At 61.7% G+C, this 18,315-nt stretch carries 20 protein-coding genes; all 20 read right to left on the bottom strand.

Going from position 1 to position 18,315, the window contains the following annotated elements; all coding sequences use genetic code 11:
- Window positions 1-169 precede the first annotated feature (169 nt).
- The 20 genes from AC07PT_RS16225 to AC07PT_RS16130 all read right to left on the bottom strand — a co-directional run bounded on the left by AC07PT_RS16225 (window position 170) and on the right by AC07PT_RS16130 (window position 18,225).
- Window positions 170-1,735, bottom strand: a complete 1,566-nt coding sequence (locus tag AC07PT_RS16225) for a LamG domain-containing protein (protein ID WP_494657333.1) — start codon at window positions 1,733-1,735, stop codon at window positions 170-172.
- 9 nt (window positions 1,736-1,744) lie between these two features.
- On the bottom strand, window positions 1,745-2,146 hold the full coding sequence (locus AC07PT_RS16220) for a hypothetical protein (RefSeq protein WP_494657332.1): 402 nt from the start codon (window positions 2,144-2,146) through the stop codon (window positions 1,745-1,747).
- A gap of 20 nt (window positions 2,147-2,166) precedes the next feature.
- Window positions 2,167-2,823: a phage adaptor protein gene (locus AC07PT_RS16215; protein ID WP_494657331.1), complete on the bottom strand. Its 657-nt coding sequence runs from the start codon at window positions 2,821-2,823 to the stop codon at window positions 2,167-2,169.
- Window positions 2,820-3,638, bottom strand: a complete 819-nt coding sequence (locus AC07PT_RS16210) for a RyR domain-containing protein (protein ID WP_494657330.1) — start codon at window positions 3,636-3,638, stop codon at window positions 2,820-2,822. Before AC07PT_RS16210 ends, AC07PT_RS16215 begins: the two co-directional genes overlap by 4 nt.
- Window positions 3,639-3,704: 66 nt before the next feature.
- Window positions 3,705-4,178, bottom strand: a complete 474-nt coding sequence (locus AC07PT_RS16205; RefSeq protein WP_494657329.1) for a hypothetical protein — start codon at window positions 4,176-4,178, stop codon at window positions 3,705-3,707.
- A gap of 65 nt (window positions 4,179-4,243) precedes the next feature.
- Complete coding sequence (locus AC07PT_RS16200) at window positions 4,244-5,521, bottom strand: phage capsid family protein (protein WP_494657328.1); 1,278 nt, start codon at window positions 5,519-5,521, stop codon at window positions 4,244-4,246.
- A 54-nt stretch (window positions 5,522-5,575) separates the two neighbouring features.
- On the bottom strand, window positions 5,576-6,658 hold the full coding sequence (locus AC07PT_RS16195; RefSeq protein ID WP_494657327.1) for a hypothetical protein: 1,083 nt from the start codon (window positions 6,656-6,658) through the stop codon (window positions 5,576-5,578).
- Window positions 6,659-6,870: 212 nt separating this feature from the next.
- Complete coding sequence (locus tag AC07PT_RS16190) at window positions 6,871-7,764, bottom strand: Gp49 family protein (RefSeq protein WP_494657326.1); 894 nt, start codon at window positions 7,762-7,764, stop codon at window positions 6,871-6,873.
- A complete protein-coding gene (locus AC07PT_RS16185) occupies window positions 7,761-10,085 on the bottom strand; it encodes a portal protein (RefSeq protein ID WP_494657325.1) in 2,325 nt (774 codons plus the stop codon). Before AC07PT_RS16185 ends, AC07PT_RS16190 begins: the two co-directional genes overlap by 4 nt.
- Before the next feature lie 8 nt (window positions 10,086-10,093).
- A complete protein-coding gene (locus AC07PT_RS16180; RefSeq protein ID WP_494657324.1) occupies window positions 10,094-11,728 on the bottom strand; it encodes a terminase in 1,635 nt (544 codons plus the stop codon).
- Window positions 11,729-11,730: 2 nt separating this feature from the next.
- On the bottom strand, window positions 11,731-12,636 hold the full coding sequence (locus AC07PT_RS16175) for a terminase small subunit (RefSeq protein WP_494657323.1): 906 nt from the start codon (window positions 12,634-12,636) through the stop codon (window positions 11,731-11,733).
- Window positions 12,637-12,704: 68 nt separating this feature from the next.
- Complete coding sequence (locus tag AC07PT_RS16170; protein WP_494657321.1) at window positions 12,705-13,187, bottom strand: hypothetical protein; 483 nt, start codon at window positions 13,185-13,187, stop codon at window positions 12,705-12,707.
- Between the two features lie 504 nt (window positions 13,188-13,691).
- A complete protein-coding gene (locus tag AC07PT_RS16165) occupies window positions 13,692-14,111 on the bottom strand; it encodes a hypothetical protein (protein WP_494657320.1) in 420 nt (139 codons plus the stop codon).
- Complete coding sequence (locus tag AC07PT_RS16160; RefSeq protein WP_494657319.1) at window positions 14,108-14,566, bottom strand: hypothetical protein; 459 nt, start codon at window positions 14,564-14,566, stop codon at window positions 14,108-14,110. The genes AC07PT_RS16165 and AC07PT_RS16160 overlap by 4 nt, the downstream gene beginning before the upstream one ends.
- Window positions 14,563-14,898, bottom strand: a complete 336-nt coding sequence (locus AC07PT_RS16155) for a hypothetical protein (protein WP_494657318.1) — start codon at window positions 14,896-14,898, stop codon at window positions 14,563-14,565. The genes AC07PT_RS16160 and AC07PT_RS16155 overlap by 4 nt, the downstream gene beginning before the upstream one ends.
- Entirely contained in the window at window positions 14,891-15,181 is a 291-nt protein-coding gene (locus AC07PT_RS16150) for a RusA family crossover junction endodeoxyribonuclease (RefSeq protein ID WP_494657317.1), read from the bottom strand. The genes AC07PT_RS16155 and AC07PT_RS16150 overlap by 8 nt, the downstream gene beginning before the upstream one ends.
- Before the next feature lie 294 nt (window positions 15,182-15,475).
- A complete protein-coding gene (locus tag AC07PT_RS16145; protein WP_494657316.1) occupies window positions 15,476-15,700 on the bottom strand; it encodes a hypothetical protein in 225 nt (74 codons plus the stop codon).
- Window positions 15,697-16,299, bottom strand: coding sequence for a hypothetical protein (locus AC07PT_RS16140; RefSeq protein WP_494657315.1), 603 nt, complete (start codon window positions 16,297-16,299; stop codon window positions 15,697-15,699). Before AC07PT_RS16140 ends, AC07PT_RS16145 begins: the two co-directional genes overlap by 4 nt.
- A complete protein-coding gene (locus tag AC07PT_RS16135) occupies window positions 16,247-17,254 on the bottom strand; it encodes a hypothetical protein (RefSeq protein WP_494657314.1) in 1,008 nt (335 codons plus the stop codon). Before AC07PT_RS16135 ends, AC07PT_RS16140 begins: the two co-directional genes overlap by 53 nt.
- A complete protein-coding gene (locus tag AC07PT_RS16130) occupies window positions 17,254-18,225 on the bottom strand; it encodes a phosphoadenosine phosphosulfate reductase domain-containing protein (RefSeq protein WP_494657313.1) in 972 nt (323 codons plus the stop codon). Before AC07PT_RS16130 ends, AC07PT_RS16135 begins: the two co-directional genes overlap by 1 nt.
- Between the last annotated feature and the right edge of the window lie 90 nt (window positions 18,226-18,315).

Here is an 18,315-nt window from a genome sequence, read left to right as displayed (position 1 = left end):
GAGCCGACGCCGCTGGCCGTGCCGGCCTGGTTGTACTGGGACTTGGGCGCACCGAGGTGTGTGGCGGACCAGCCGGTCGATGTGTACGTGACCCTCCAGGCGAAGTTCGCCGCCCCGCCGCTCGGCGGGGAGTAGGCGGCGACGCCGACCCAGGAGAAGTTTGTTGTGGTCACTGCGGCATCACCCGGGAAAGGATGAGGTCAGGCAGGGAGCCGGTGGAGTCCAGGCACACGAGATCGTGAGCGCCGGTATAGGTGGTGTCGAGGCTGTAAACACCTGAGCTGTTGCTGGTGGTGGTCCCCACGAGCGCGCCCGTGTCGCGGCGGTAGGCCAAGATGGTGCGCACTGCGGGTGCGCCGGAGGCGTCAAGCACCGTGCCCGAGAACGCACCAAAAGCCGAACGAAACGCAGTAGCGTCGAGGGTATACGATGCGCCGGTGTACCGTGCGACCCCCTTCGTGATGCGCACCTCGTCGATGTACCCGTTCAGCTTCCAGTCGTTGTTCGACCCGCCACTCGGGTTGTACCCCAGGACGAGTGGGCCTCCGCCGTCTTGGGGTGATGCAGTCTGCGTGGCGCTCTGGGCCAGCGACCCATCAATGTAAACGCGCAGTTGGGTCCCGTACCGCACAAAGGCGAGGCGATGCCATGCCCCGGCGGTCAGGGCCCCGGCTGCAGTCACCACGTCCTGGACGGATGTATTGGTGTTGCCGGTGCCGACGGTGAGCTGCAGGGAGCCATCGGCATGGATGAATACGCCATAGCTGGTGTAGGTCGAGCCGAAGTGCTGGTCCTTCTGCAACAGGCAGTAGTCCCCCACGGTCGGCAGGTTCACCGCGACTTCGATCGTGAAGTCGCCCACCGCCAGGTTCAATGCACTGGCATGGGCATATGCGAGGCCGGTGCCGGAACCGTTGAAATGGTACGCACCCGCGCCAAACAAGGCGTGGGCCGTATCCAGAGTGACCCCGTCGATGCCCGAGTAACCCCTGGAGTATCCGCTGCTGTCAACCACTGCTGCATCGTCGCAATGGAGCAACAAGGACACCGAGCCAAAATACTGGTCTGCGCCATCAGCGATCAGAAGGCTCGCCGGGAAAGCACTCGTCGGCGCCGTGAACGGCCCCGCGTAACGCGCCACACCTTTTGTGATGCGGACACTGTCGATGTACCCCGGCCATGGCCAGTACGCTCCGACGGTCCCGCCCAATTCGAACAACGCCGTGGAATCGTTCACCGTCCCCATTGATGTCGCAGTGCGCGTGACTGCGGTCGCGCCGCTGACGTAGGTGGTGACGGTGTTCCCGGAACGCACGACAGCCCAGTGGAACCACTGGTTCATCGGCACCTTGGCATCGACGGTTTCCGTGATGGTGGTCTGTCCGGTCCAGTACGCGTTCAAGACCAAGTTCATCTCGGGGCTGACAATGACCCGCCACCCTACGGACGGATCTACCAGGTTCCCTACGATGGTCGCATTGGGCGAAGGCGTCGCATTGAGGTATGCCCACCCTTCGAGGGTGAAGTCATCAGACCCGAGGTTGTAGTCCGTGGAGGACGGCAGGTAGGTGAACTGGGGCTGGAGACTTATGCTGCCGAACTTGACCGGCGATGTGGCGAGGCCCGACCCGGAATAGCTGATGCTGGCCGCACGACTGCTCTTGTCCGTGAACGTGCCGTCCGTGCCCGATTGCAGGAGAAGGACAACATTTGCCCAGTTCGCGTCGCCGGCCATGCCCGCTCCTTACAGGGCAAAGATGCGGTAGGTCCCGTTGTCCCACACCACGGAGATGTCGCCGCCGTTGGTGGCCAGGGGGAAGCCGGTGATGGTGTCGATAAAGGCGATCAGCGGGCTGGTGCCAGCCACGCCCGTGTCCTTGTAGATCACGACGCCCAGCGCAGTTGCACCAGCAGCCACAGCGGCGAAGGTGACGTCAGCAGCATCGAACGCACCCGAGATCGTGGTCTTGCTGGCCAGGGTCTGGGCCGCGCCCAGAACGTAGGGAGCAATGGTGCTCAGGAACTCGTCGGTGGCTGCGTAGGTGTAGCCGTTGCTGACGAGAGCGACCTTGATCGTGTCGGTGGGGAAAGCAATAGAACCAGCGAGGATTTTTTCCTTGCCTTTGGGGTACAGGGTGTTGGCCATGTTGATCCTTCAGCCGAGCTTCACAGCCAGGCGGATTTATTGAAGTGGGGCCCATTGGCCTGAGTGGCCTTGCGCAGGTCCACATCTGGCCGAAGTCCGAAATAGGCTTCGAAGTTCGCCAGCGCATTGCCGGCCTTTTCTGCGTCCTGCAAATCGGCATCTGGTCTGCTGTAGGCCCGGTAGAGGGCCCAATCGACCAGGCGCCGATGGTGGGCTCCAGCGATCTCCAGGCCATTCGCAATCGGCTGGAGAGGTAGCCGGTAGGCCTCGATGGTCAGCTCATAGTCCTGATCAGGGGTGAATGCCAACTCGATGCGAGTGTCATCGTGGATCAGGAACTTGGGACGCTCGGTCTTGAGACGCCAATCAGGGGAGATTCGAGTCAGTTCAACCCGGTCCATCTGATCTAGCTTGGAGACCTCACCATTGCCGTCTGTGAGGGTCGCAAATGCGATCTCGAAGACGGCAGCGTGAAGCGGATAGCTGCGCGTGCCGGCAGTTACCTGGACCTTGCAAACCGCCAGGGTCGATGTGTCGTAAATGAGGCGTGCACGAATGCATGCCTCCTCCTGGGCTTCAGCGAACCAGATCGTCAGATCCGGATCTGAGGCCAGGTAGGGCAAAGCGTTGTCCACCGCATCGGAGCGGTACGCTGCGATGAGGTCTGCCAGGTTCATTGCAAGGGCCCGAACTGGTCAAACAAGCCCACGACACGGGTCTGCAGCTCGGCCTTCTTCATTGCCGGGTCCAGATCGACCTGGAAATTGTGTTTGGCGTACTGGATGAGACCTTCTTTGGTCATGGTGCCCAGAGATTGGCGAGCGTTCTCCAGCTCCTCCAGGCGCGCCTTTTCCTTGGCCTCGTCAGATTCGGTGTCAACCACCTGCGCCACGGGAGATGCTGCTGCTTCTGGAGCTTTGGCCTCGGCCTCAGTGGCCACCGCGTAAACGTCGGGGTGCTTGAGCATGAGGTTCGCCTTGTCAGTGGGAACCCAGCAGGTGCCACCTTTGATGAACTCCAGGCCGGTGCCGTAGAGGTTCTCGCGATGACGTTCGCGGTTGCCAAGGTACTTGATCAGGGTGAAGCCTGGACGCTGCTCGGTCTGTACCCGAACCTCGACCTTGGTATCGGCCACGCCGGCCTCATCAGGCACGTCCTTGAGCTGATGCACCACGGCGCGGAAGAGGTAATCCTTGGCCTTCTGTTCGACGGGCAACTCGTCGTAGGGGACGCAGCAGGGGTGCTCCTTGAGAGCGCTGTTTTTCACCGGGCCATACTTCCAGCCCTGGTCGATCTTGGCAGCCAGCCACGAGACGTGGGATTGCTCAGGAGTGGCGTCGGGGTTCTCGATGTGCATGGCAACACCTGCCGATGCGCTGTCTTTCTGCCAATCAGGCGCGTCTTCCCAGGCCGGCTGAGAGTTGTCGCCGAGCGACTGGCAGTAGGCTCGGTTGATTTCGTGGGCAATCTTGGCAATGAGGGCGGGCTTCATGGCTGCCTTTCAGGAGTTCATGGACAGAAGGGGCCGAAGCCCCCTCTTTTTCTTCAGGCGGCTGGATCAGCCGATGACTTCAGTGCCGATCAGCACATCCATCTGGGCGGCCTTGGCGTTCGCAGCACCGCTGAAGGTGGCGATCAGGCGAGCCGCTTTCGGCAGCGTCACAGGCGGGTTGGACGTGTTGTTGCGGTAACGGCCGGCGGTGTTCACAGTGATGCCAGAGCCGAAGAACGAAGCGTTCTGGGGAACATCAGCGCTGTCCACGCCGTCGTCGTACTCGAAGCCCAGCGCCATGACGACAGCAGCCGTGAAGGCCGTCGAGACGATGACGCTGGAGTCATTCAGCTTCATGCCGCCAGGCAACACGCCGAGAACCACCTTGTCGCCATTGCCGATGGCGGCCGTGGTGTCGGAGTCCTGGGCTGCACCTGCAGCAGTGGTGATCAGCTGAAAAGGGATCGTGGCGTGGTTGCCATAGGGGACGCCACCGAACGGCGCAGCATCCTGGTAGCGGGTCTTCTTGATGGTTGCCATGATGGGCACTCCTCGAATTGGTTGAACGGTTCAGGGAGAGGGCCGGATCACTCCGGCCCTGCTCATCACAGGCCCTGCAGGGCCACCGTGGTGTCGATGACGGCCACGCCGTAATCGGTGACCTGGGTCGAATCGCCATGGTCGATCTCGAAGCGGATCTTCGAACGGCCATTGATGGCGCCGATCAGCACTTCGAGGCGCGAGTCGTGGTCCATCATCTTTTCGGACCAGAAGAACGGCGCACCGGATTGGCTGACACCCCAGGCCTCGGCCAGCGCTTGACCACCCAGCAGGACGGCACGATCCACCGCGTAGGTGGTGCCGAACGCAGCAGGAACCACGCACGAGCTTTCGGTCGAGGTCGTGTAATCCGCGCAGTACTTGATGGTCTGGCCCGCATAGAAGCGGATCGGCTTGGGCATCTTGACCAGCAGGACGCCATTCCAGAGGCCGGCCTCGCCCAGGAACAGCGGGTTGTTGCCCGCAACCTGAGAACGAGCCATGGCGTTCGCCTGGAGCTGGCGGAATTGGCCGGTCTTGATGAAGGCCGCATGCTGGTCGGGAGAGACCAGCAGGACGCGCAGGGGCGAATCGTTGGCGGCCTTGTCTTCTTCGAAGATCACCGGGGGCGGCGGCAGGGGGATCGTATCGATCACCGTGCGGATGCTGTCCACCACATCGAGGTTGAAGAGGTCAGTGGTCGACAAAGCAATTTCGCCACCGCTGACGTTCATGCGCTCGATGCCCGAGCCAGTGCTGATGAAGTGGCGGTTGCGGCTGGGAGCGCGTACCGGGTTCACCATGATCTTGGCGAAATCCGGATCGGTGGCCAGAGGCACCGCCCATTCGATGTTGTTGTGGAAGCCGCGGGCGCCGGCCATGTGAACCAACTGGCTTTGATCGCCCAGACGATCCATGTAGGCCTGAGCCGACACGCGGCCCAGGCGGCGCAGATCGTGAGGCGAGCGCTGGGCAGTCATGCGGGCGCCGCAGTCCACCGGATAGCGCGCCTGGTTGACGCGCAGCTTGTCCTGGGCGAAGGTCATCGCACGGCCACGGCCTTCGGCGAAGTCGTCACCCATAATCGGTTTGCCACCCATGGGGTTCAGCAGGTCGAAATCGATCTCATCGCCCATGCCTTTGCTCAGATCCTGAGCGCGGACGATGGGGTAATGGGTCGAGGTCTGGTTGCGGATGGTCTTTTCCGCGTCGGCCTGCTGGGGCATCTTGCCCGACAGCCGATTCATGGTGGTGTTGCGGCCCATGTGAGCGGCGAACAAGCCGGCGCTCTGGACCACCTTGGCAATTGGCGAGCCAATTGGGATAACGGTTTTTGCACCCATTTAGGGCCTCCATCAAAGGGATCGACTCCGCTTCACAGCGGTGTCAGAAAACAATCAGACCAGTCGGGCCAACATGGCCTCAATCTGAGCCGGCGTCTTGTCTGCGAGTCTTGTCATCAGGGTTGCGGCATCCATGTCGCGCATTGCCTGCAGCTCATCAGACGGCGCCGCTTTGCCACCCGGAATGTCCGAGAGGCTGGCCGGCGTCGGCGGTTTGAGCCCTGCAAGCGCGGCCTTGGCCTTCGCTGCCACCTCTTCCTGAGATGGCTGCGCGGCTGTGCCAGTCGCCTTCTTGAACTCCGAGAACACCTCAATCACCTGCTGAGTCGTTCCCTTTGCGAGGGCGTTCTCATAGGCCGCACGGACGATGCTCGGCTGGTTGCCCAGCCAGGCTTTCAGCTCAGCGCTCTCCGCCATCGAATCGGCGTCGGGGTGCGCTGTGTAGATCGCCTTCAAGTGGGCTTCTTGAGCCGACAGCTTTCCAGCCTCTTCAGACCGGCGCTTGTCTTCCAGCAGCGGGGCCAGTGCGGCATCGAGCTTGGCTTGCACCTTCGCTTCGATCTGCATGTCCACCAGCTTCGCGACACCTGCCGCGATACCCTTCTCGTCGAAGTCGCCAAAGATGGTCGGATCGACACCAGCCGCAAGAGCCGCCTGAGCCGTAGCCAGGTTTTGGTCAACTTGCGTTGGCGCCTTGCCTGCATCAGCTCGGGCTTGAGCTTCGGCTTGAAGGGTTGCCAGTTGCTCACGGGCTGCAGCCAACTCAGCTTGCGCTGCCTCAGCATCAGTCCGCCACTTTTTGCCTTCATCGCGTGCCTCGGCCAGCTTCTCGTACGGAATGGTGTGAACACCATCCTTGGCCAGCACCACGGACTTTTGAGGGTCTTCGGCGCCTTGCGCACTGGGAGCTGCTGCCGGAGCTGCAGACGAAGGAGCATCGCCCGGCTTCGGGGCGTCTTGGGGGTCAGCGTTCGCCGTGGTCTCGATCACCTTCACAGATGTGGCGTCGGGCTCGCCACCATTCGACAGAAAACCGTCGATATCGCCCACGGGCAGAGACAACATCTCCGCCATCTGCGTTTGGGTCAGTTGACCGTCAACAGCATTCGCTTGATAAAACTCAAATTGGGTAGTCAATTTGCAATCCCTGCCACATGTCGGCGTGGCCGCCAAAGGGGTTTGCGGTTGAGGGACCGGGGCAAGCCCGAAGGCCTGCCCCACTCACTCTCCTGCTTGAGGAAATGCGACATCTCACGATGTTGCGGATCGCTTCTGGCTTGCGCCGTCTGCTTGAGCCCAGACTTTGCACCGTCGTGCCGAAATCAAGAACCCGTGGAGGGGGGCTCGGGTCAGGTGTTTTGAGTCAGCTTGGTGCGCAGCTCATAGCCCATGAGGGACCAGATCTTGGCCTTGGCGTTATCGCGGGCGATGCGCTGGCCGATCTCTGCGTTGAAGTTCTCGGGGCTTGCGCAGGCCGATTCGCCAGTGACGGTGAAACCGTTGCGCAGCACCAGGACGCAGAAGGTCAGAAGCGACAGCGATGCCTGGTAGGCCACAAGATGCTGGTGCTTCACAGCGTCTTCGGCCGTGAAGTAATACTCGCTGACGATGTTGGACTCAACGTCATCCGGCGTGATGCGCGGCGCCACATCGGCGCCCTTGGCCTGGATCTCGGCTTCGATGTTCTGGTCAGTGGTGCGGGCCTTCGGCGCCGACTGATCGACCACGGGCAGCGCCAGAAGGCGATCAGCCGAAATCGGGTGCAGGGTGTCCAGGAAGTTCTTGATGCCGCGAGCGATATCGGCAGCCGCATGCGGGGCATTGGCCAGCATGCCGGCAGCACCGAACACCAGCTGCTGCTCCAGGCAGAAGCGCTGTTCGCTGGAGATGACCACCACCGGAGCCACGGGTGCATCAGCCTTGGCAGCTTGGTTCTTCTGGAAGGGCATCCATTCACAGAAGGCACTGTCGGGAGGCAAATCCCCTTCTTGCACCAGAGTGGCGCTTGTGACTGGAAAGAAGTTGCCGTAGTGATCACGCACCAGGAGGTTGACCATGCGGTCATTCCAGACATAGACCACGGTTGCATCCATGGGCTGGGCCTTCTCAGCAGCCACGTGAAGATTCAGATCACTTGGAGTGAAGGATTCAAGGACACCAGCCGCGTTGAGCTTTTGGAAGGAATTGCCTTGAGGCCAGAAATGGACCTTGCGGCCAACGGTTGGGGTGATGACTTTGCTCATTGGGAAACTCCTGCGAGGTTGTCAGCCGGTGTCGGGGTTTCGATACCGGTCTGGGGTGAAGGCCCCTTCTGGGGCACGGGGGGAAATTCGGGGCTGGTGTTCTGCCTGACGCTTGCCATTGGCACGCCACTGGCAGTGCTATGGGCAGTGCCAGTAGGTGCCACTGGCACGCCATTGGCAGGCGTTGGGAAGTTGGGATCGGCCCCGCCAGGGTTTGGTGGCTGGTAGCCAGCCGACTGCATGACCGCATCCGCGATGGGCGCGATCTGGGGCATGGTGGCCACCTGGGCGCCGGCCTGCATTGCGCTGAATGCGGCTTGCACGCCTGTTTGCACTGTGCGGGCGATGATTTCGCGGATCTCGGCGGTCTGCTTCTCGGCCCTGAGCTCGAGCTCGCGGGCTTTGAGATCGTGGTTGGACTTCGCCAGGGCATCCGCCACGGCCTGATCGATCTGGCGCTGCACCTCTTCCGGCCCGCCTTGGTCCGCAGCCACGCGCAGGGCCTGGATGATGTCCTTCTTGTGGGGCACATCCATGAGCTCGACCAGGAACGGGAGCGCAGCCGTCTGGATATTCGGGGGCAGGCTCTTGACTGCCTCGGACAGTGCGCTGAGCTGCTGGGCCCGGAAGCTGCTGGATGTCGGGACATCCTCCAATGCCACCTTCAGGCGGGTGCGCTGCACATCGTTGCTGAGATACGGGATCTCAGTGTCTGGATCCACGCTTGGCACGTTGAGGGCGATGGTCTTCGCGGGCTTGATTGGTGTCTCCGGGATGTGGATCACCTCATGAGAAGACCCCATGTCTTCGATGATCATGGCCAGGAGCATTTCGCCGACCAGCGTTCGGCCGGCCTCGAAGTTGTCCATGATGTCGGCCAGGGCCTGGGTGGACTGCTCAACCTGGGTCTGCTCCTGCAGCCCGCTCGTTGCAGACCCGTTCTGGCCCATGAAACCGTTCGTGATGCCGCCCGTCCGCATGATGCTGTTGCGGCTGTCATCCATGAGGCGGTACTGCTGCTCGTTGAGCTGGAAGTCCCGCTTGACCTCGAAGCGGGCGCCAGGCTGCGCCATGTGGGCGGCGTTGAGCACCACATCTGCATCAACCCGTGCGATCTGCTGGCGGAACTGCTCGTCGGTCATATCGACGGCGCCCTTTGTGCGCTCGGTGCGCACCGACGACATGCCCCAGCGCAGCTTGGAGATGCTGGAATTGAGGTTGTCCTGGGGGAAGATCATCCCGCGCACAGCACCATACGGCACCCCTGTGCGGTCTTCCTTCCAACCCCAGAACGGCGCATAGGGGAACCACTTGTGGGGGTACGGGCTGGGCTCATCGCTCAGCTTGTGCGGGCCCAGCCAGTAGGACCGGCGCACTCGCGTCATCGGGGCAATGGTGATTTTTGCCGTGCCTGTGGCTGCCGCGTACATGTGGGCAGGATTGGCCTCGTCGAATTCGACCACGCGCCCGTCGGCGGACATGATGACGGGCACCTGAACCCAGCGCCGATACCAGACCTCCAGCAGGCGCACCATGCCGTTGGCCTTGTCGAGCCAGAACTGCTCTTCGATGCTGCTTCCCCGGGCCGTGGCCCAGGCATTGTTCAGGCCCGTGCTGGCCGATCCATCCATGAGGATGTCCAGATAGCCAGATCCATTGGCGCAGGCGTTGATCAGCTCTTTGTGCTGGGGGAACGACTGGATCACGCGGCGTTTGTGCAGCCATTTCTGGCGCACGAACCAGCGCGCATCCGAAAGATCCGGCTCCTTGCTGGTCATCATGTCCCACCAGCACTCATTGCGCGGCACAGCCGTAGCCCGGTACTTGAACTTCGTCGGGTCGCGCTCTCTCGCAACTTCCACAAAGCCGGCGCCGACACAGTATTGAGGGCGGAAGGCCTCGCTGCAGGCCCGATCAGCCTTGCTGTGGCGCTCGGCTTGGTTCAGCTTGAAATTCAAGGCTTCGGCCACTTCATCGCCCTGCCCGTCTGTGCCATCTGGGCTGATGCGCCAGTCGCGCCGGGTCTTCGCCTCCATGCCCATCACAGATTGCGCGATGGGCCCGATGATGTTTTCGACCGCGGGAGGGATGCCCAGAGCCTGCTGACGGCGCAGGAGCTCAGAATCGAGCTGGTTGCCGTCCACGTAGTCCATCTCCTTGTCGGCATTGGCTCGCCAGGCCGGCTGCTGTTCGATCTCGTAGACGATCTCCTGCAGCTCGCGCAGCTCCATTTCTTCGGCCTCTTCCTGCTGGCCTTCAAGGGCTTCACCTGTCAGGCCCTCGGCTTTGTCTTCATCGTCGTCAATGTGGTAGGGGTTCATGGTGGTCCTCACATGCGCCAGTCAGGCGCGGGTGGTGGTGGTTGCTTGGTGGCCGATTGGCCTGTCGGGACGTATTCCAGGAGGCCGATTTCTTTGGCCTGGGCCCACTGCCGCAGGGCATCAGCGCCTTCGCTGCAGCCATTGGCCTTGTCTGGCTCGCTCGTGAATCGGTTGTCGGCGCGGCTGAATCGCTTGCGGTAGCCGTCAAGGCGGGTGATGCCCTCCTTCGTGCCTTCAGCATCGAAATAGGCCCCCTTGAGGTGCTTGCGGGTGGTATTGATGCCCGTTACCAGCTCGGTGATGCGGGGCACGACGATCAGGTTTTGGCCCGGCATGAGGTCAGCCAGCATTTCGCGGGTCGTGCGGTTGTAGTCGCCCAGTCGGCGGTGGTCGGCATCGTGTGGAAGGAAGTGTTTTCCGAACACGTAGCCCTTCTTCTGCATCTCTGCGACGTAGTGGCGCAGGTTCTCGTTGTGGGCTTCGTAGTAGTCGATGAATCGGTCTTCGCCCCGGGCTTCCTGGTGAAACCAGATCGCCACACCATCGCTTGCACCGATGTCCCAGAAGGTGTTGACTGGCAGGTCAAGCATGGGCACCTTGGTGATCCCGCCACGCTTGCGCAGCGCGGTCATGTCCTTGGCGTACCAGTTGCCGTCGGTCGAGACCTGGAAGGCCTCTGAAGGCGTGGATGGGTATTCCTGCCACATCCGCTCTTCGCGGCCATTGAAGTCGGCCTCTTGGGTGGCCACGTACCAAGCACGCTGGTCCGGGTCGATCCGGCAGCCCATTTCCGCCTCGATGGCATCGAAGTAGTCATGTTGGGCATCGCTGATGTGGATGCCAGACGATGGGAGGCGGTATTTGGGCTCTTGCCACCAGGCGTAAAAGTGGAAACGGTAGTCCCTGGGCGACAGTGGCAGCTTCTGGAGATGCAGGCGCTGTGATCGCTCCGATATCTCGAAAAACTCGCCCTCACGTCCCTCGGCCGTGGACTCGATCACCAAGATGCCATTGGTCGGCACCGCAGGGATGGAGCCCGTCATCACCTCGGCTGCCTTCAGCGGGTAGCGGGCGCAAATCTTCCCGAACTCCGAGATGTGCAGCCGGTGGATGGTCCCGGATCGCATCGAGGTGGCCACCCGGATCGAGCTGTTGTTGTGCGCCCAAAGCAGCTCGGTAGCCGAGTCGCGGGCCAGGGGAAAGCGCTCGCGGATCTCGGGCGGCAGGTTCTCGTAGGCGAAGATCACCTTGTCGCGGAAGATGACGGCGGCGGCCTCCTTGTCTTGCGCGATGATCCCGCAACGCTGGTTGGCGTTCCACAGCGCCTGGTCGAGCCACATGATTGCGATGAGAGTCGTGAAACCCAACTGGCGGGCTTTCAGGATCAAATTGCGGTTCCATAGCCGCTTGAGGAATCTGCGCTGCGCCCGATTCGGGCGGAATGGCATCACCATTGCTTCGCCCTCTTCGTCCCCGTCTCCCTTGATCATGATCTTGTAGAGGCAGCCGGAAGTAACGCGCCAGAACGGGTCTGCCAGGTAGCGGGCCAGCTCCTCGGCATTCGTGGGCATAGGCAGCAGCGGCTCGTCTGACACGATGCGCGGCATCTCCTCCGGTGGGATCAGGGACACGAACTCGGCCACGATCAGTCCTCGTCGTCGCGGTCGGGCGTGGATGGGCTGGGCTCCGCGTGCTCTGGGTCCACGGCTACAGGGCGGAACCCAGATGAATTGCCACCAGCGATTCCCATCAGCAGGCTCTGCAGCGCGTCTGCCTTCTGACTGTTGTCCTCGCGGTACAGGCCAATGTGCTTGGCCACCATCTCAAGGGCGGTCATCTTCGGGTGCATGGAGATCTCGATGCCGTGCTTGCCGGTCTTGGCGCCTGCATACAGCGCAGCGGCGGCCGGGCTCAGGTGCCGGGTATCGGCCAGCACAGTTCGGGAAAGGCCATCACCTCCGCAGCTCGGGCACATCGGGTGCGGGGGCTTGAGGGGATCGAAACCAATGCCGCCCTTCACATCGAAGTCGGCCAGGGATCCGCCCTTTTCAGCGAATGCCTCGCGGTCATGATTGAACTCAGACAGGGTGCGCTGCCACTTATGCCCATCGCCCCAACAGCAGCGGCAGCAGCCCACCTTGATCTGCACCAGCTCACGCGGATCTGCGATGACGATGGACCAGATCTCCTTCAGCACCCGGTCTGCGGTGATCTCTGTTCGCTGGGAACGCTCACGCTGGGCAACGGCAATCGCTGCCTGCACGTTAAGTTTTGCCAAGTTCTGGCTTGCGATGTGCCGAGCTGTCGCCTGGGAGTAGCCGGCCCGGATTGCGGCCTGGGTTCCATTCAGGTCGATCAGGTATTCACGGACGAATGCCTCTTGCAGCGGTGTCAGGGGAACGTTTTCGGGCAGCACCAGGCTTTCCCTGGCCTTTTGGGGGGCCTTGGCTTTGGTGCTGGTCTCCTTGGGCTTCTGGAGCTTGCGGAAACCCTTCTTTGGGGCGGGAGGGAGTTTGGTAGCCGGAGGCTTACCCGGCTTTGGATCTTTCATGCGCCTGGAGGATCAGGCGCATCTCCAGATTCAAGAAACCTTGGAGGGGGGTATCGAGGCGGGCGGGATCAGCGGGCTTTATCGTTTGCCGCCTCTCCCTTGTCCTGGAGAGATTGGATTTGCCTCTGGGCGTAATTGAGGCGCTCGTTGATCTCGTTCGCCAGGTAGTTGGTCATTCTGGCCGCCTCGATGGCGCCAAGCGAGATATGGTCTCCCGCGAACAGGCTTCCCAGCGCCCTTGCTTCGGCCGGAGTCAGATCCAACACGATGTCGTCAATTTCCAGCTTGACTATCCCGCTAGGCAGGACTGTCTTCGAGATCGGGCGTGCAGGTGGGTGCGGATCTGTTGGGCGGTACACACCAGAGCGGACGCGAATGACCTTTTCATGGGTCAGCAGCCGGCTGATGTGGTCATCGACCACCGACATCTTGAGGCCCGTGGCCCTACATACCGCTTCACGGGTCACGATCTGGTCATTGTTGTACAGGTCACGGATGGCCTGAAACACAGACGATGAGTTGAGGACGCGGGCGCCAAAGTCTGCGGTCATTTCTGAGTTTTGCTTGCTTGTTTCCACTGGGTTTCCTTGAATATTTGAAATGGGTCTTATGAGGACTACTGGGCCGTGTCAGGCGGTATGGATTCCTGCAGCAGGTCAAACATGTCAAGTTGGTCCGTCTCCCGCGCCTTCCTGGGCTTTCGCTTTGACTCCGGCGACTTGCGGCCTGATCTGCGTAGGCCTTTCACGGCAGCCAGCAGCCCCATCAGCGCGGCGCACTTGGGACCGAATGCCTGAGAGCCGATCTGGGCTGTAACGAAGTAGAGAGGTCTATTGCAGCGGGAGCACTTCATGGTTCGGACCCCTGTCTCCACTTGCACCCATCGCATCCCTTGTCGGCTTTGCCCAGGTCGCTGGTGGAGTAGACGCATGCAGGGTTCATGCGAAACCGCATGGGGACCATCTTGGGATATCGCGTCACCCCATCGGTAAACCAGCCATCCTGCACAGCGATGACCCTTTCACCGAGAGGCGCCCTGTTCTTGCAGGCGTAGCTCATGCGTTCACCAGGTTGTTCAGGTACTGGGCGGCGTGCTGGATGGCGCCGGGCGAGGCCTTCTTGAGCGCAGTTCGGGCATGACCACATGCTGCTGAAAATGCGCGAGCGTGATCGGCCGAGATGATGCATCCAGCAGCTCCGCACTGCTCAGCAGCACTGATCGCGCCCCGGATGATGCGCACTTCGGGGGTGTCCACGGTGCCGGCATCGTAGGCATGGGCCATGCCGGCCAGGGTCAGCAGTGAAAGCAGGCCCGTCAGCGCGCCTCGATCCTCCTCTTGGATGTGATCCCACGCACGGATTTCATCGATCGTCAGCTTTTCCAGCCACTGCTGGCGAGCCTTTTCGATCTGCCGATCCACTTCATTGCCTCCGGAGAGGCGAATTCCTCGATTGACCATTGCGAAGAGGTTCATAACTCACTCCATTGGGGCAGGTTCTTGGGCCAAACGCCCAGATCGTTGATCTTTTGGCGCGTGCGGGCGGCGTATTCGGCTTCCAGGCGGCGGCGCTCTTCTCGGCCCAGCGCCCCCGATGTGCCCAGCAGGTGGTGGCAGCCGGGTTTTCCGTCATGCGGGCCGCAGCCTGGCCATCCCAAGCGGCTGTCGGTCTTCAGGCCCATCCCCTTGCCCATGTCTGTGTGGCAGAACTGGGTGTAGCCCTCAATTCCGCAGTGGGCGCAGGGCAGCAGGCGCACAAGGCGCATGTAGCCCTGGTGCTGGATCGGGCCCTCTTTCTCGATCCGCTGGGCTGGTCCTTCATCGTTGATGGCGGCCATCTTCACCAGGCGGCCAGGGACTGGCGCTGCTACCGGTGGCGGGGTGTAGGTCTTGCGCGGCCAGGCGGTGCGCTTCATGGGGGTGCGTTTCATGCTGTTGCCCGATCCAGACCACGGTTGTTTGCGCTCTGGGTGCGCCAGATTTCCACCTTGGCCTGGGCTGCAACCATCTTCCAGCGCATGGTTTCCTCCGACTCCACGGCCACCTTCAGCCCCTCCAGCAACTGGATGTACTCAGGGTGGGAATACGCGAATTGCTCCTTGGCTGCGGCTGTCTTCTCCTGGCATTCGTTCATCAGGATGGCTTTTTTGGACTTCCTGAACTGCTCCAGATAGATGCGCTCGGCCTTGGCCTTGGCATGACGCTTTGCGGTTTGCAGCAGGTACTCAATGGCCGCTGTAGGGTCGAATTTGTCTTCAGACATGGCCCACCTCCACCACCAGCGCGCCCGGCTTTTTGCCTGCCACCCGGCGGATCACGATGGGCTCAAAACGGCTGTCATCCACGCCCAGGGCGCCGGCCATGCCGTCCAGCAGCGGCTTTGAGGCAGCCAGAAGATTGTCGGCATCTCGGCGCAGTCGGTCTGGCGTGTGAAAGATCAGGGTCAGCGGGATCTGCGGGGGAAGCTCGGGACAGCCCTGTTTCGCAACGGCAGCCATGGTCAGATAGTGGGCATCGGCCTTGGCTCTGTTCTTGATCGAATGCACGGTTCCCCAATGAGCTCCGTTCTTTCGATTGGGGCTCAGGGCCGGGTTTGGCCAGGGGAGAGAAATGGTCAGGATGCTCACTTGATCAGCCCCCATTGCTCTTGGGTTTTTTGGACAACTCTTCGGCCCACCGAACGCGGGCAGCTTCCTGCTCGGCTGGAAGTGGTGCCTGCTTCCGGCAGCCCGATTCGGCTGAAAGGTAGCGCCAGGGGAGGCCCAAGGCGCAGCGCGCAAACCCCTGTCTGGCCATTGGTGGCGACTCCTTTGGCGACCAGTTCTTGCAGGTGAGGCATGTCACATGACCCCCAGGGCGAAATCATTGGCGGCGCCTGCAGTCGCCAGGCGTTCCTGCAGGTGGCCCTTGATGTCGGTCCAGAACTGGCAAGAGGCCTTGAGGTGATCAGCCTCAGCACCAGATGCGCGGTGCGCTGGGATCGCATAGAGGTGCAGTTGGTCCTGCGCCTGCACCAGGCCTTCACAAATTTGGCGGACGGTCGGGGTTTGGACGCCGGTGTTCATGCTTCTTCCTTCTTGCCCAGAATTCGGGCGATATGGGCTCTGACCTGCGGGGACGGTGCTCCGCCCTTGATTGGTTGGTTTTCGATTGCCAGGACTGGATCTGGGACCGGCTCGCCCCATCCGGCCGCGAATTGCCGGCGCAGCTCCATTGACCAGCGGGTGCGGCAATCACCGAAGGAGCGACGGCGCAGTTCGTAGTCGAAGTTCTTGGCAGCCCGGTAGACGGCTGGATGACTCCAGACACCACGCTTGCCAGCAGCTCGGGCACGCATCCCTGCAGCGGCCTCGTACCAGGCGTACTCAGGATCAAGCGCAGGCCGACAGAAGTTCTTGAACTCGCCCAGGGTTGGCGGGAAACGGCGCTCCGAGACCACGGCCAGGCCGCGCTCAATTTCCTCAGATCGGAATCCAGCGAGCTGCGCGGACCATTCGATCTCTACATCTGCCGGTGCTACTCCTTCGAACATGTCCGCCAACTTGGTGCCGAGCTGGGCGTTCAGCGCCCGAATCAGTTCGCGGATCGCCCCCTGCGGGACCGGCGCGAACTCAGCCGACAACGCGGGTTTGGGCGTCGATAGTGCGGTCATCACCTGCTCCATGGCTTGCTCCTTGAGGATTGGGTTTGTTGAATGCTTCGGCCCAGGTCTCACGATGAGCCTGGCGGGCGGACTTGGGGCGCGGAGGGGGAGCACTTGGCAAGGGCGCCATTTCGGCGGCCTCACGGCGACGCCCCTCCGCCACCGCAAGGGCATAGGCAAAGGGCTTTCGGTCCTCAGCGGCCTTGCGTGCTGCATCAATCAACTCGTCAAGCGTGATGCCCGCTTCGATCAATGCTTTGAGCGTTGGGTGGCTCGGGTTCACGTCGGGAAGGCCAGCAATGCGCATGGCCTTGCAGGCAGCCCCAGGGGTCAGCGTCTCGGGCGCAGGCGCGGGCGCGCATTCCTTGCCACTTGGGGCAGGAGACGGATACGGTATCGGAGACGGTATCGGTAACGGAGACGGAGACGGAGACGGGGCACTGCCAAGTTCAGCTATGGGCGTGCCACTGGCACTATCTGGCACTGCTACCGGCTTGCCACTGGCATCTTTTGGCACGTCTACCCTGTCGCCGGGGCTCGATGCTGGCATGCCTGGGGCTTGTGGTTTTGATGAACCAGCCAGCCTTGCGGCGTACTCTGGCATCTGCCGGCTCGCTTCGGCTCGACCGTACTGCTTGCAAAGTGCCGCGAATCGCGACTTTTCCGATCTGGCCTCACTGCCTGCAGCCCACGGGTTGTGGACCGTCCAATCGTGGATTGAACGGCTACCTTCCTCACCGTCAATGAATTTGACAGCTACCAATTCGCCAATGAAGCTCACGCTGTCATCTGGCCAATCAATAGCAAGCTCGATGTCAAAGTCAGCCATGCCGGAAAGATTCCCGTCAGGTTTGTTCTCGGCGGCCCATAAAAACAGGCGCACCAGATACCACGCAGCTCTCTCACCCAAACGGCGAATCAGCTTCTTGGTCTTGGGATGCGCTGGCAGGCCCGTCGAAATACGTGCATCGGCCATCAGGCTGGCTCCCCTTGGTCACACAGCCCATAGGACGAACTGCAGCCGGCCTCGGCGTTCTCCACCTCATCCAGCAGATTGAATTGCTTGCCGCCGCGGCTGGTCTTGGACCATTCAATGCGGGCCCAGATGTTCAGGTCGGCGAAGATCTCGCGCCGGTCCTGGGCCGCGTGTGCATCAGTCATGAAGGTGCTGAAGCCCTTCTTCGAACATGCGCCCACGATGCGTTCCCATTCCGCGATACGCTCTGGGTGCTCCGGGAAGCGGGCCGAGATCTGGCGCAGCTCGGCCTTGTTGCAGTTGATGCATGGCATGCAACCCACACGGCTCATGCCCTGCAGGTACAGCGGATTGGGCTGGACGCCACGGGCGCGAGCAAACTCAAAAACCTGGGCGGCAGTCCAGGCCACGATGGGCCTGAAGATCCACAGGCCGCCACCGACCCGCTCAAACAGCTTGGCTTTGCGCCGGTTCTCAGACTCGTCGCGTCGCACCCCCTGCCAAGAAATGACCCGGTGGCCGGCCTCCATCAGCTCAAGTTGATAGCCGACGGCCATGTTTCGCTTCAGCTCCTCCGTGCAGAACTGGGCCTTGCGGGAGGGGAAACGGCCCTTCCACATGCACAGATCGAGGAAGGGATTGCCAGTGGGGTGCATCACTGCCAGGGCGCGGCGCTTGGCCTTGTTGCTCCAGCGCAGCTTGCGGCCCGACTTGTCCCGGCCTGTGCGCATGTCACGGGCGATGAACATCCGCTTGGCCTTCAACTGCTCGGTGAAATCGGCCTTCAGCCGGACGACCTCGATGCCCAGGGCCTGCTCCAGGTAGGCCAGATAGTCGTAGGTAGCCTGGTGCTCATTGCCGGTGTCGCAGAAGATCACGCGGATCGACTCGCGCGGGCAACGCTCAAGCGCTATCAGCAGGGTGGCAAGACTATCTTTGCCGCCCGAAAGGGAAATGACGTGAAAGATCATTGATCGACCTTTCCCAGCGAATACCGCCACTTGAATCCGTGGGCAGTCAGCGAAACCCCGCGCACGCAGTTGCTGATCCCCCCCAGGTAG

This window comes from Curvibacter sp. GW821-FHT09D12, from assembly GCF_059416245.1.
The sequence above is the reverse complement of the archived record's forward strand: the minus strand, read 5'-3'. Positions and strand labels throughout refer to the sequence as shown.

Coding starts and splice junctions, on each gene's coding strand:
- AC07PT_RS16220 (WP_494657332.1), bottom strand. CDS start 2,146: ATGGCCAACACCCTGTACCCCAAAGGCAAGGAAAAAATCCTCGCTGGT.
- AC07PT_RS16130 (WP_494657313.1), bottom strand. CDS start 18,225: ATGATCTTTCACGTCATTTCCCTTTCGGGCGGCAAAGATAGTCTTGCC.
- AC07PT_RS16145 (WP_494657316.1), bottom strand. CDS start 15,700: ATGAACACCGGCGTCCAAACCCCGACCGTCCGCCAAATTTGTGAAGGC.
- AC07PT_RS16160 (WP_494657319.1), bottom strand. CDS start 14,566: ATGAAACGCACCCCCATGAAGCGCACCGCCTGGCCGCGCAAGACCTAC.
- AC07PT_RS16200 (WP_494657328.1), bottom strand. CDS start 5,521: ATGGGTGCAAAAACCGTTATCCCAATTGGCTCGCCAATTGCCAAGGTG.
- AC07PT_RS16190 (WP_494657326.1), bottom strand. CDS start 7,764: ATGAGCAAAGTCATCACCCCAACCGTTGGCCGCAAGGTCCATTTCTGG.
- AC07PT_RS16135 (WP_494657314.1), bottom strand. CDS start 17,254: ATGGCCGATGCACGTATTTCGACGGGCCTGCCAGCGCATCCCAAGACC.
- AC07PT_RS16185 (WP_494657325.1), bottom strand. CDS start 10,085: ATGAACCCCTACCACATTGACGACGATGAAGACAAAGCCGAGGGCCTG.
- AC07PT_RS16175 (WP_494657323.1), bottom strand. CDS start 12,636: ATGAAAGATCCAAAGCCGGGTAAGCCTCCGGCTACCAAACTCCCTCCC.
- AC07PT_RS16165 (WP_494657320.1), bottom strand. CDS start 14,111: ATGAACCTCTTCGCAATGGTCAATCGAGGAATTCGCCTCTCCGGAGGC.
- AC07PT_RS16225 (WP_494657333.1), bottom strand. CDS start 1,735: ATGGCCGGCGACGCGAACTGGGCAAATGTTGTCCTTCTCCTGCAATCG.
- AC07PT_RS16155 (WP_494657318.1), bottom strand. CDS start 14,898: ATGTCTGAAGACAAATTCGACCCTACAGCGGCCATTGAGTACCTGCTG.
- AC07PT_RS16215 (WP_494657331.1), bottom strand. CDS start 2,823: ATGAACCTGGCAGACCTCATCGCAGCGTACCGCTCCGATGCGGTGGAC.
- AC07PT_RS16210 (WP_494657330.1), bottom strand. CDS start 3,638: ATGAAGCCCGCCCTCATTGCCAAGATTGCCCACGAAATCAACCGAGCC.
- AC07PT_RS16140 (WP_494657315.1), bottom strand. CDS start 16,299: ATGGAGCAGGTGATGACCGCACTATCGACGCCCAAACCCGCGTTGTCG.
- AC07PT_RS16205 (WP_494657329.1), bottom strand. CDS start 4,178: ATGGCAACCATCAAGAAGACCCGCTACCAGGATGCTGCGCCGTTCGGT.
- AC07PT_RS16170 (WP_494657321.1), bottom strand. CDS start 13,187: ATGACCGCAGACTTTGGCGCCCGCGTCCTCAACTCATCGTCTGTGTTT.